Source organism: Bacillus sp. WC2503, assembly GCF_052682895.1.
In genome coordinates, this window is the sequence record NZ_JBQYMD010000001.1 from 20,617 (window position 1) to 33,049 (window position 12,433).

The following is a 12,433-nucleotide window of genomic DNA, read 5'->3' on the forward strand; positions in this document are numbered from 1 at the left end:
ATGCCAAATGATATGACTCATATTGATAAGATTCAAGCTCTTACATTCGCTATAGGAAAGAAAATGCAAACAGAGCTATTGGAACAAATGCAAGCATCAGGACTTACACCACCGCAATTTTATATTTTAAAGATTTTAGATCATTACGGAGCTTCAAGAGCGACACAATTGGCGGAGAAAATGTATGTAAAACCGAGCGCCATTACAGTAATGATCGACCGTTTAATTGATCATGAGTTAGTAGAGCGTTATCACGATGATAATGATCGCCGTGTTGTTGTCATTGAGCTAACGAAAAAGGGGAAAAATACAGTAAAAGAGGCGATGGCAGCTCGTAATGAGCATATCGCAAAATACTTTTCACAATTAGAATTACAAGAACGAGAAGATTTGTTGCGCCTCTTTGAAAAGTTAGAAACCATTATTTGCGGGACACAAGAGAAAAAAGAGAATAAATAAGAGGAATTGAGGAGATTACATGGAGCAACAAGGCAATACAAATAGAAAGTTGTTGTTAATTGGTTTAGTAATTGCGATGCTATTTGCTGCGTTAGACGGAACAATCGTTGGTACAGCGATGCCGCGTATCGTTGGTGAACTTGGCGGACTAAGCTTAATGACATGGTTAACAACAGCTTATATGTTAACATCAACGACAGTCGTACCAATTGCAGGTAAATTAGCGGATTTACTTGGGCGTCGTAACGTATATATAACAGGGCTAGTTATTTTTATGATTGGTTCAGCGTTATGTGGTATGGCAAATGGTATGACAGAATTAATTATTTTCCGTGGTATTCAAGGTCTTGGTGGCGGTATTATGATGCCGATGGCTATGATTATTATTGGAGACATGTTCACGGGAAAAGAACGTGCGAAATGGCAAGGTATTTTTGGTGCGTTATACGGTCTTGCTTCTGTAATTGGACCACAAGTTGGTGGTTGGATTGTAGACGCAGTGAACTGGAGATGGGTATTCTACATTAACTTGCCAGTCGGTATTTTAGCAACAATCTTTATCGCAATGGGATTAAAATCCCATAAACAAACGGGACCAATTAAAATTGATATCGCTGGAATCTTTACGATGATTCTTGGTGTTGTAAGTTTATTACTTGCGTTAACGTTTGGCGGAAAAGATTACGCATGGGATTCTTGGCAAATTATCGGTTTATTTGCACTAGCTGTAATTGGTATCGTTAGTTTCGTTATCGTTGAAACGAAAGCTGAAGAACCAATTTTACCGATGCATTTCTTTAAAAACCGTACGTTTACAATACTTAATGCGATTGGATTCTTTATGAGTATCGGAATGTTCGGTGCGATTATGTTCGTACCATTCTTCATGCAAGGTATTGTAGGAGTAAGTGCTGCTGAGTCGGGAACGATTATGACACCGATGATGATTACAATGATTGTTATGAGTATTATTGGTGGGCAACTTGTATTAAAAGTCGGTGTAAAACCACAAATTATCGCAGGTATGCTTATTATGGCTGGTGGTTTCTGGTTATTAACAACGATGGATATGCACACAACTAAACTGACTGCAACTTCTTATATGATGGTTATCGGTTTAGGAATGGGTCTTGTAATGCCGACATTAACATTAGCGTTACAAGAAAGCTTCCCGAAAAAAGACCTTGGTGTCGTAACATCATCAAGTCAGTTTTTCCGTCAAATCGGTGGGACATTCGGTATTACAATTTTAGGATCAATTATGAATAACACGTCAGGTACAACATTAACAAATAAGTTAGTACCTGTATTAGATACATTCCCGAAAGAAGCGGGACAAATGGTAACAAAATTTAAAGATATGATTCATACAGACCCACAAGGTTTATATTCGATGCTATTTAGTCCAGAGGCATTAAAACAAATGCCAGAAGCATTTGCTAACAGTATCGTACCAATTTTGAAAAATTCTTTAGTAGACTCACTTCATACTGTATTCTTAACAGGATTAGTATTTATCGTAGTAGGCGCTATTTTTACGATTTTCTTACAGAAAATTAAACTGTCGGATCGTAAAAAAGATGCTGAAAAGCCTGCTGTAGAAGAACAAGAAAAAACTGTATCATATTCGTAATGAAAAAGCATCGCCATTAGGCGATGCTTTTTTGAGTATAACCTTAAAAGCTTTTTTGTGAGAAATGATTGACGTATTTTTATAAATGCGTTATATTATTTTCTGTAAACGGTTACATGAAATGAGGAGAAAAGAGAATGAGTACGATTAAAGACGTTGCGAAATTAGCGGGAGTATCTGTTGCGACCGTTTCCAGAGTGTTAAATAAAAATGGATATGTTCATGAGGATACGTTAAAGAAAGTAGAACGAGCAATTGAAATGCTAGATTATAAACCTAGTACAGTAGCGCGTTCTTTATATAATAAAAAATCTCGTTTAATTGGGTTAGTAGTTCCAAATATCGTGAATCCATTCTTTCCAGAAGTTGCACGTGCCGTAGAAGATGTAGCACATAAACAAGGTTACACAGTTGTCCTTTGTAACTCTGATGAAAGTTTAGAAAAAGAGAAACAATACATTGATGTACTTAGACAAAATAATGTAGATGGATTTATTGTAGCAACGAATCCACAAAATAGTATAAATTACATGAATTTATCAGTTCCAGTCGTTGCGATTGACCGTATGTTTAATGAGCGTATTCCTACTGTATATGCTGATAACTATGCAGGAAGTCAGGATGCGACAAGGTTGTTAATAGATAAAGGATGCAAACATATTGCACATATTCGTGGACCACGTGATGTAAGTACAGCGAATGAGCGTTTTGAAGGTTTTGTAGATATCATTACGCAAAATAATCTTTCATATATGATTGCAGAGAGTACATTTGACCCAGCAAATAGTGAGCGTGTAGCAATGGAATTATTAGAAGAATACCCGCATATTGATGGTATTGTTGCTGGGAATGATTTAATTGCAATTGGTATTGTAAAGGCTGCACTTCAAAAAGGAATGGCTATTCCTGACGATTTACAAATTATCGGATTCGATGGAATTTCTTTAACAGAAATGATGTATCCATCTATTACAACTGTTGCACAGCCAATATATGAGATGGGGAAAATTGCAACAGAGTTGTTGTTAGAGCAAATGGAAGGAAATGCATTGGAAGAGAAACACTATCGTTTACCGATTAAAATTATAGAAAGAAATACAACGAAGTAAGGAGATGAAACAGATGCCAAATATTGCAGTAGTAGGTAGTATTTCAATGGACTTAGTGGCTGTTTCAAAGAAACGGCCGAAAGCAGGAGAAACAGTAATTGGTGAAGCATTTCATACGATCCCAGGAGGGAAAGGGGCGAACCAAGCAGTTGCTGCAGCTAGATTAGGTGCCAATGTAGCAATGGTTGGAGCAGTAGGAAATGATGATTACGGAACAGTAGTTAGAAAAAATTTAGAGAACGAACGTGTTTTTATCGACTATGTGGTACCGGTTACAGATAGAACGACAGGAATTGCTCATATCGTTTTAGCAGAAGAGGATAACAGTATTGTTGTCGTACAAGGAGCAAATGCTCTTGTGAATGAATCGGTTGTAAATCGTTCAAAAGATCTTCTCGTAAAAGCTGATATGGTTGTTCTACAATTAGAGATTCCGCTTGAAACAGTAAAGAATGTTCTATCTATTTGCGAAGAACATAAAATTCCAGTTATGTTGAATCCAGCGCCAGCACAAGTGTTATCAGAAGACATATTAGAAAAGGCAACGTATATTACGCCAAATGAACATGAGTGCCGCATTGTATTAGATGATTTTACATCACCAATTGAAGATTTACTGGCGAAATATCCAAATAAACTATTGATGACAGAAGGTTCTAACGGTGTTCGTTTCCATAATGGTACGGAGATTCTACATATTCCTAGCATTGCTGTTGATGTAGTGGATACGACTGGAGCTGGTGATACATTTAATGGTGCGTTAGCAGTTGCACTTTCTGAAGGAGAAACGCTTCAAAAAGCAATTCGTTTTGCGAATATTGCTGGAGGCCTTTCTGTAACAAAACTTGGGGCACAAGGCGGTATGCCGACGAGAGATAGAGTACGTGAAGTGCAGGTGATTGTCGGATGAAAAAGCACGGTGTATTAAACAGTGAGATTGCGGCAGTCCTGGCTTCACTCGGACATACAGATACGCTTGTAATTGCTGATTGCGGATTACCGATTCCTGATGGAGTAAAGCGAATTGATTTAGCTGTTGAACTTGGAAAGCCGAGTTTTTTAGATGTATTACAAGTTGTAGCTGATGATATGGCAATTGAAAAAGTGACGTTAGCAGAAGAAGTCATTATCAATAATGCGGAAGTAAATAAAGAGATTGAGCTGCAATTAAAAGAACCAGCATTTGAATATGTATCACATGAACAATTTAAAGAAAATACAAAAAAAGCGAAGGCAATTATCCGTACAGGAGAGGCTACGCCTTATGCCAATGTAATTTTGCATGCAGGCGTGATTTTTTAATAAAGGGAAGTGATGAGAATGCGTATTGAAATGAAAAACATTTCAAAGGCGTTCAGTGGAAATCCTGTTTTGAAGAATGCACAGTTTATGATTGAAGCAGGAGAAGTCCATGCATTGATGGGGGAAAATGGAGCGGGTAAATCGACGCTCATGAAGATTTTAACAGGTGTATATACAAAAGATGGTGGAACAGTCACGATTGATGGGCAAGAACGCACTTTTAAAAATGCGAAAGAAGCGGAAGAGTACGGCATTGCATTTATACATCAAGAACTGAACATATTGCCAAATTTAACAGTAGCTGAAAATATGTTTCTCGGTAAAGAGTTAATGTATGGGAAAACAGGTGTTTTACGTACTCGTCAAATGAACGCGATTGCGCAGCAGCAATTGGCGGAGCTAGGATTACATGTAAAAGGTGCTATGTTAGCAGGAGAGCTATCAGTTGGACAACAGCAAATTATTGAAATTGCGAAAGCATTGATGACAAGCGCAAGCGTTATTATTATGGATGAACCAACTGCGGCACTGACGGATCGTGAAATTGAAACGCTCTTTACAGTTATAAATAAGTTACGTAAAGAAGGGGTTTCATTCGTTTACATTTCACACCGCATGGAAGAAATATTCTCAATATGTGATGCTATTACAATTTTGCGTGATGGAGAATATGTAGGGAAAAGATTAATTCCGGAAACGTCATTTGATGAAGTAGTGAGTATGATGGTGGGGCGCAGCATTGGTGAACGTTACCCAGAGCGAAATAGTCAAATTGGTGAAGTAATTTTTGAAATGCGTAACGGAACGAAAAAGGGGAAATTTGAAAATGTTTCGTTTCAAGTTAGAAAAGGTGAAATTCTTGGTGTAGCTGGCTTGATGGGAGCTGGTCGCACAGATATTATGAAAGCGATATTTGGATATGAACCTTTAGACTCTGGACAAATTTTTATAAACGGACAAGAAGTAAAGATTGATAGTCCGATAGATGCAATTAGACAAAGAATTGCTTTTATTACAGAGGATAGAAAGTCTGAAGGATTAGTGTTAGATTTCTCAATTCGAGAAAATTTAGCGTTACCGAATTTAGAAAGTCTTTCAAAGGGAAGTGTCCTTAGTAACGAACTAGAACAACAGTTTACAGAGGACATGATGAAACTTCTTAATGTGAAAGCATCTAGTGGAGAGCAAGCGGTGAAATCTCTTTCTGGTGGAAATCAGCAAAAGATTGTAATTGCGAAATGGTTAGGTATTCATCCGCAGTTACTCATTTTAGATGAGCCAACAAGAGGTGTGGATGTTGGAGCGAAAAAAGAAATTTACTCTATTATGAATAAGCTTACTGAACAAGGAGATGCCGTTATTATGGTATCATCTGAGCTGCCCGAAGTTTTAGGGATGAGCGATCGAGTTCTTGTTATTCATGAAGGAAAAGTCGGCGGTATTTTAGGGAAAGATGAGGCATCACAAGAGTCTATAATGGCACTAGCTACAGGGGGAGAGTAAGGATGGCTAAGAAGGGGAATGTATTACAACAACTCGGTTCTTTAATCGGTTTAGTATTAATTATTGTCGTAATTACAGCTTTAAATCCAGCATTTATTGAAATTCCAAATTTATTTAATATACTGCGTCAAGTATCGATTAATGCGCTTATTGCATTCGGAATGACCTTTGTAATTTTAACAGGGGGTATTGACTTATCGGTAGGTTCTATTTTAGCATTATCAAGTGCACTTGTTGCTGGAATGATGGCAAGTGGCATGGACCCGTTCCTTGCAATGGCAGTTGGACTACTTGCTGGTCTTGTAATGGGAATTGTAAACGGTATCATCATTGCGAAAGGAAAAGTAGCTCCATTTATTGCGACTTTAGCAACAATGACTATTTTTCGTGGGTTGACGCTTGTTTATATGGACGGACGTCCGATCACTGGTCTTGGTGATCATTTAATGTTCCAAATGTTTGGCCGCGGTTATTTTCTTGGTATTCCGGTACCAGCTGTTACAATGATGATCGCTTTCGCAGTGCTGTACTTCATTTTGAAGAAAACGACATTTGGTCGCCGTACATTTGCAATTGGTGGAAATGAAGAAGCAGCAGCACTATCAGGTATTAATGTTACGAGAATTAAAGTAATGATTTACGGTCTTTCCGGAATCTTGGCAGCGCTTGCAGGTATTGTCTTAACATCACGATTAGATTCAGCACAGCCGACTGCGGGTACTTCTTACGAATTAGATGCAATTGCAGCAGTTGTATTAGGAGGGACAAGTCTTTCTGGAGGAAGAGGATGGATTGTTGGTACATTCATCGGTGTACTTATTATCGGTGTACTAAATAACGGTTTAAATTTATTAGGTGTATCTTCTTTCTTCCAACAAGTTGTAAAAGGACTTGTAATCTTACTAGCTGTATTAATTGATCGTCGAAAAGAAGCGTAATGGAGGGGCAGTTCATGAAGAAATGGTTACTTATACTCGTTGCATGTATTATGGTCATTACTGCTGGTTGTTCAATGGAACCACCAGAATGGGCAAAGGATTCTAGCGATAAAGGTCGAAATAAAACTATTAAAGTTGGATTCTCTGTTTCAACTTTAAACAATCCATTTTTCGTGACTTTGAAAAAAGGTGCAGAAAAGAAAGCGAAAGATAGTGGCATTGAATTGATTGCTGTTGATGCACAAAACGATGCAGCAAAGCAAACGAACGATGTTGAAGATTTAATTCAAAAAGGTGTGGACGTAGTTGTTATTAATCCAACCGATTCAGATGCTGTTGCTTCAGCAGTAAGTGCGGCAAATGCAGCGAATGTTCCTGTTATTACAGTAGACCGCGTTGCGAATTCAGGTAAAGTTGTTTCGCACATTGCTTCTAACAATATCGAAGGTGGTCAAATGGCTAGTGATTACATTCGTGAATTAGTTGGCGGGGGAGCGAACGTTGCTGAGTTAGAAGGAATCCCTGGATCCTCAGCTGCTCGTGAGCGTGGGAAAGGATTCCATAACGTAGCTGATAAGTCTTTAAAAGTAGTAGCAAAACAAGCAGCTGATTTCGATCGTGCAAAAGGTTTATCTGTTATGGAAAATATTTTGCAAGCGAATAGCGATATTAAAGCGGTATTTGCTCATAACGATGAAATGGCATTAGGGGCACTTGAGGCATTAAAATCTGCTGGGAAAACGGATGTAGTAGTTGTTGGATTTGATGCAACAGACGATGCTGTGAAAGCGGTTAACGATGGGCGTATGGCTGCAACAGTCGCTCAAAAACCGGAATTAATCGGAGAGAAGGCGATGCAAACAGCAAAAGAAATAACACAAGGTAAAAAAGTGGACAAATCTATTCCGATTGAATTAGAGCTTATTAAAAAAAATAAATAAATATAAAATGAAAATTAGGAAGGAAGAATAACAAATGAAATTCTTTATTGATACAGCAAACATTAACGAAATTAAAGAGGCAAATGCATTAGGCGTAGTAGCTGGAGTAACGACAAACCCATCACTTGTAGCAAAAGAAGGCGTAGATTTCCATGAGCGTATTCGTGAAATTTGCAGCTTTATAGAAGGACCTGTAAGTGCAGAAGTAATTAGCTTAGAAGCTGATAAAATGATTGAAGAAGGAAAAGAATTAGCGAAGATTGCTCCAAACGTTGTTGTAAAAGTACCGATGACAACGGAAGGTTTAAAAGCAGTAAAAGCATTTTCAGATTTAGGAATTCGTACAAACGTTACATTAGTATTCTCAGCAGTTCAAGCATTACTTGCAGCTCGCGCTGGTGCGACATACGTTTCACCATTCTTAGGTCGCCTAGATGATATCGGTCATAACGGTATGGACTTAATTCGCCAAATCGCAGAAATCTTTGCAATTCACGGCATTGAAACAGAAATCATTGCAGCATCTGTACGTCACAGCGTTCACGTAACTGACGCAGCACTAAATGGTGCACATATTGCAACAATCCCAGCAAACGTAATTGCTTCATTAGTGAAGCACCCATTAACAGATCAAGGGATTGAGAAATTCTTAGCTGATTGGGAAAAAACACAAGAGAAATAATATGAAATCGAGAATCCTAGTTTAATTGACTAGGGTTCTTTTTTTATTTGAAGGAATTTTCATGCAATTTTGCATATTGTCTTTTAAATTTTTAATATAAGCTATTTAATATATACAAATCACTCTTTATTTTTTATATTTCGATATAAAGTAAAACTTTAATCAGTGGGGGGGTCATCCCCCATCGGGCTTTTACGGGAAGTTATCTCCCGCCTAACTTCCTCGCGTTCGTCGAATTTTGAGGTGGGAGTCTTACTGCCCAGCAAATAGTGGGATAAAAAGATAGAGGGTCTGACCAGAAAACTGGAGGGCATGATTCTATAACAGAAAGCTTAACGTTTATAGAATTATGCCTTTTTATATAGGGAGGGTAGAAAGCGGGGATTTCGATTTAAATGCACTTATTTATCTGAATTTTAAGTTTTATAAAAGGAGAGACAGAGGATGAAAAGAAAAGCTCCATTTAAAGTACTATCAACGTTAGCAATTGCGGCAATTATCGGATGTACATCTGTAATGAGTGCTCCGTTAGCATACGCAGAAACGCCAGCGAAAGAAAAAGATAATGTGTCTACAACACCAATTGATTACAATTTAATTCAAGAAGATCGTTTAGCGGAAGCGCTGAAAGAAAGAGGAACAATTAATCCAGCATCTTCTAAAGAAGAGACGAAAAAAGCTGTCGAGCAGTATATTGAAAAGAAGCAAGGAGATCAAGCGAATAAAGAAATTCTTCCAGAGGATACGGCAAAAGAAGCATCTGATTTCGTGAAAAAGGTAAAAGAGAAGAAGATGGAAGAAAAGGAGAACGTAAAGAAGGCTGAAAAAAATGTTAGCCCTGAGCAAAAGCCGGAACCAAATAAAAAGCAATTGAATGGACAAGTTCCAACTTCTAAGGCAAAGCAAGCTCCATATAAGGGATCTGTTCGATCTGATAAAGTATTAGTGCTACTCGTTGAATTTAGTGATTATAAACATAATAATATTGATCAAACACCAGGTTATATGTATTCGAAAGACTTTAGTAGAGAACATTATCAAAAGATGTTGTTTGGTAATGAGCCTTATACATTATTTGATGGTTCGAAAGTAAAAACGTTTAAACAATATTATGAAGAGCAGTCTGGCGGTAGCTATACGACAGACGGATATGTAACGGAGTGGCTAACTGTTCCAGGAAAAGCATCTGATTATGGAGCTGATGGTAGCAGTGGTCACGATAATAAAGGACCAAAAGGTGCACGTGATTTAGTGAAGGAAGCTTTACATGCAGCTGCTGAGAAAGGGTTAGACTTATCTCAGTTCGATCAATTCGATAGATATGATACAAATGGCGATGGGAATCAAAATGAACCTGACGGTGTAATTGATCATTTAATGGTAATTCATTCTGGTGTTGGTCAAGAAGCTGGTGGCGGTAAATTAGGTGATGATGCAATTTGGTCACATCGTTCAAAATTAGCTACAGATCCAGTAGCGATTGAAGGGACAAAATCAAAGGTAGATTACTTTGGTGGAAAAGTAGCAGCGCATGATTACACAATTGAACCAGAAGATGGCGCTGTAGGTGTGTTTGCACATGAATTTGGACATGACCTTGGTTTACCGGATGAATATGATACGAAATATACTGGAAATGGTTCACCTGTTGAAGCTTGGTCATTAATGAGTGGAGGCAGTTGGACAGGAAAAATTGCAGGAACAGAGCCGACTAGTTTTTCACCACAAAATAAAGACTTCTTACAAAAGAATATGGGTGGCAACTGGGCGAAAATTTTAGAAGTAGATTACGATAAAATTAAGCGTGGTGTAGGAATTCCTACATATATTGATCAAAGTGTTACGAAATCAAATCGTCCAGGTGTTGTACGTGTTAATTTGCCAGGTAAGAGTGTTGAAACGATTAAACCTGAGTTTGGAAAGCATGCATATTATAGTACAAGAGGAGATGATATGCACACAACACTAGAGACACCATTCTTTGATTTAACAAAAGGAACAAATGCAAAATTCGATTATAAAGCAAATTATGAGTTAGAAGCAGAGTGCGATTTTGTTGAAGTACATGCAGTAACAGAAGATGGAACAAAAACATTAATTGATAGACTTGGAGAAAAAGTAGTACAAGGAGATAAAGATACAACAGATGGGAAATGGATTGATAAATCATACGATTTAAGTCAATTTAAAGGGAAGAAAGTGAAACTACAATTCGACTACATTACAGATCCAGCTGTAACATATAAAGGTTTCGCGATGGATAATGTAAGTGTAACTGTTGATGGACAAGATGTGTTTTCTGATGATGCAGAAGGACAGTCAAAAATGCAGTTAAATGGATTCGTTGTTTCTGATGGGACAGAGAAGAAAGCTCATTATTATTATTTAGAGTGGAGAAACTACGCTGGATCAGATAATGGATTAAAAGCAGGAAGAGGTCCGGTATACAATACAGGTCTTGTCGTTTGGTATGCAGATGATAGTTTCAAAGATAACTGGGTTGGGGTGCATCCAGGTGAAGGATTCCTTGGGGTTGTAGACTCTCATCCAGAAGCGTTTGTTGGTAATTTGAACGGGAAACCAGCGTACGGTAATACAGGCATGCAAATTGCAGACGCTGCATTTTCATTTGATCAAACACCAGCATGGAGTGTAAATTCATTAACACGTGGACAGTTTAATTATGCTGGATTACAAGGTGTTACAACATTTGATGATTCAAAAGTATACAGTAACAAGCAAATTGCTGATGCAGGACGAAAAGTGCCAAATCTTGGTCTTAAATTCCAAGTTGTTGGACAAGCAGAGGATAAGTCTGCAGGTGCTGTTTGGATTAAGCGTTAATAAAATAAAAGCACATTCTTCATATGGAGAATGTGCTTTTTAATTTGTACAGTAAGTTATTATTTTAGTTTATGTAATACAAGTGTCTGTTCATATGTAGTGTATCAAATTATGTGGGGAAAGGAAATATTTCCGAGGAAATTGTCGAAGTATCGTCGGTATTTATTCAGTTTCTTTTTTTAAGGAAGAAAGTAGTATTGCTTTTATACATAAGCTTATTTACAGTATTACTTGGTTATACGCAAAAGTAATCTATATTAGGCGAAAAAAGAGCTCTATTCGATAGAGCTTTTTTTTGTGAGTAGAAAGGAGAAGTTATAAATGAAAGAAACAATTGTATGCCCACAGTGTGAAGGAAATATTACTGCATAACATATTATCGACATCCCACATCTTTTTTCATTAAGGTGTCCACATTGTAAGGTGAAGCTGAAAGAAATAAGGATAACGCCATGTTTAATATTAGCGGCAATTTGTATAATCCCACTGTTTATTATGATTGGTGAGAGCATTAAAGAATTGCTAGGAAAATATTTTTCTATTATAGACAATGTACCAACCGTACTTATTTTCTTCTTATTTTGTTATCCGTTGTATTATTTCTATGAAAAATATAATGCCAGCTTATTTATTAAGTATGGTTTATTGAAAGTGAAAAATTGAACAGGAGCTTATCATTATGTTGTGGAAAATTTATTTAGTAATTGTAGCGATATTAACTATTACTTCATTAATAAGAGGGATGTTTCAAACACCAATTCAAAAATTTGATTTTGTAGTGTCCATTATTACGTGGATAGGGCTATTTGGTTTTGTCTTCGATGTAGAAATATTAACCTCAATCGTTTGGAAATGCATCTTCGTGTTTAGCATTATTTGGACTTTGAGTGCCGTTTTTATTTTACGTTTATATGAAGAGAAGGATGAACCGCTACCTTTTATATTCAAATTAATTGGTGTGATCCCAACTTTGCCGTTATATTATGGGTTATATCAATATGCATTTTAAAAAAAGACAATGA

Annotated in this window: 12 protein-coding genes; all 12 read left to right on the plus strand. The window is 37.2% G+C overall.

Annotated features, from left to right (window positions below; genetic code table 11):
• The 12 genes from ACUN26_RS00110 to ACUN26_RS00165 all read left to right on the plus strand — a co-directional run bounded on the left by ACUN26_RS00110 (position 1) and on the right by ACUN26_RS00165 (position 12,420).
• Positions 1-459 (plus strand): MarR family winged helix-turn-helix transcriptional regulator, encoded by a 459-nt coding sequence (locus ACUN26_RS00110; RefSeq protein WP_001132370.1) that lies wholly within the window; start codon positions 1-3, stop codon positions 457-459.
• 19 nt (positions 460-478) lie between these two features.
• A complete protein-coding gene (locus ACUN26_RS00115; protein WP_000437658.1) occupies positions 479-2,092 on the plus strand; it encodes an MDR family MFS transporter in 1,614 nt (537 codons plus the stop codon).
• Between the two features lie 137 nt (positions 2,093-2,229).
• Positions 2,230-3,201 (plus strand): ribose operon transcriptional repressor RbsR, encoded by a 972-nt coding sequence (gene rbsR, locus ACUN26_RS00120; RefSeq protein WP_000104025.1) that lies wholly within the window; start codon positions 2,230-2,232, stop codon positions 3,199-3,201.
• 13 nt (positions 3,202-3,214) lie between these two features.
• A complete protein-coding gene (rbsK, locus tag ACUN26_RS00125; protein WP_001132873.1) occupies positions 3,215-4,111 on the plus strand; it encodes a ribokinase in 897 nt (298 codons plus the stop codon).
• On the plus strand, positions 4,108-4,503 hold the full coding sequence (rbsD, locus tag ACUN26_RS00130; RefSeq protein ID WP_000716145.1) for a D-ribose pyranase: 396 nt from the start codon (positions 4,108-4,110) through the stop codon (positions 4,501-4,503). Before rbsK ends, rbsD begins: the two co-directional genes overlap by 4 nt.
• Positions 4,504-4,521: 18 nt before the next feature.
• A complete protein-coding gene (rbsA, locus tag ACUN26_RS00135) occupies positions 4,522-6,006 on the plus strand; it encodes a ribose ABC transporter ATP-binding protein RbsA (RefSeq protein WP_001217695.1) in 1,485 nt (494 codons plus the stop codon).
• Between the two features lie 2 nt (positions 6,007-6,008).
• Entirely contained in the window at positions 6,009-6,944 is a 936-nt protein-coding gene (locus ACUN26_RS00140; RefSeq protein WP_001074641.1) for an ABC transporter permease subunit, read from the plus strand.
• A 14-nt stretch (positions 6,945-6,958) separates the two neighbouring features.
• Positions 6,959-7,885 carry a ribose ABC transporter substrate-binding protein RbsB gene (gene rbsB, locus ACUN26_RS00145; RefSeq protein ID WP_000758982.1) on the plus strand — a complete coding sequence of 309 codons (927 nt, stop codon included), beginning with the start codon at positions 6,959-6,961 and terminating at the stop codon, positions 7,883-7,885.
• A gap of 34 nt (positions 7,886-7,919) precedes the next feature.
• Complete coding sequence (gene fsa, locus ACUN26_RS00150; RefSeq protein WP_000667666.1) at positions 7,920-8,567, plus strand: fructose-6-phosphate aldolase; 648 nt, start codon at positions 7,920-7,922, stop codon at positions 8,565-8,567.
• 444 nt (positions 8,568-9,011) lie between these two features.
• Positions 9,012-11,411 carry a M6 family metalloprotease immune inhibitor InhA2 gene (inhA2, locus tag ACUN26_RS00155; protein ID WP_000823000.1) on the plus strand — a complete coding sequence of 800 codons (2,400 nt, stop codon included), beginning with the start codon at positions 9,012-9,014 and terminating at the stop codon, positions 11,409-11,411.
• Between the two features lie 375 nt (positions 11,412-11,786).
• Positions 11,787-12,074, plus strand: a complete 288-nt coding sequence (locus ACUN26_RS00160; RefSeq protein ID WP_225988027.1) for a hypothetical protein — start codon at positions 11,787-11,789, stop codon at positions 12,072-12,074.
• A 16-nt stretch (positions 12,075-12,090) separates the two neighbouring features.
• Positions 12,091-12,420 (plus strand): hypothetical protein, encoded by a 330-nt coding sequence (locus tag ACUN26_RS00165; protein WP_000964464.1) that lies wholly within the window; start codon positions 12,091-12,093, stop codon positions 12,418-12,420.
• Positions 12,421-12,433 lie beyond the last annotated feature (13 nt).

Bases quoted from the DNA above. Each gene is read 5' to 3' on its own strand.
- ACUN26_RS00110 (WP_001132370.1), top strand. From the start codon at position 1: ATGCCAAATGATATGACTCATATTGATAAGATTCAAGCTCTTACATTC.
- ACUN26_RS00115 (WP_000437658.1), top strand. From the start codon at position 479: ATGGAGCAACAAGGCAATACAAATAGAAAGTTGTTGTTAATTGGTTTA.
- rbsR (WP_000104025.1), top strand. From the start codon at position 2,230: ATGAGTACGATTAAAGACGTTGCGAAATTAGCGGGAGTATCTGTTGCG.
- rbsK (WP_001132873.1), top strand. From the start codon at position 3,215: ATGCCAAATATTGCAGTAGTAGGTAGTATTTCAATGGACTTAGTGGCT.
- rbsD (WP_000716145.1), top strand. From the start codon at position 4,108: ATGAAAAAGCACGGTGTATTAAACAGTGAGATTGCGGCAGTCCTGGCT.
- rbsA (WP_001217695.1), top strand. From the start codon at position 4,522: ATGCGTATTGAAATGAAAAACATTTCAAAGGCGTTCAGTGGAAATCCT.
- ACUN26_RS00140 (WP_001074641.1), top strand. From the start codon at position 6,009: ATGGCTAAGAAGGGGAATGTATTACAACAACTCGGTTCTTTAATCGGT.
- rbsB (WP_000758982.1), top strand. From the start codon at position 6,959: ATGAAGAAATGGTTACTTATACTCGTTGCATGTATTATGGTCATTACT.
- fsa (WP_000667666.1), top strand. From the start codon at position 7,920: ATGAAATTCTTTATTGATACAGCAAACATTAACGAAATTAAAGAGGCA.
- inhA2 (WP_000823000.1), top strand. From the start codon at position 9,012: ATGAAAAGAAAAGCTCCATTTAAAGTACTATCAACGTTAGCAATTGCG.
- ACUN26_RS00165 (WP_000964464.1), top strand. From the start codon at position 12,091: ATGTTGTGGAAAATTTATTTAGTAATTGTAGCGATATTAACTATTACT.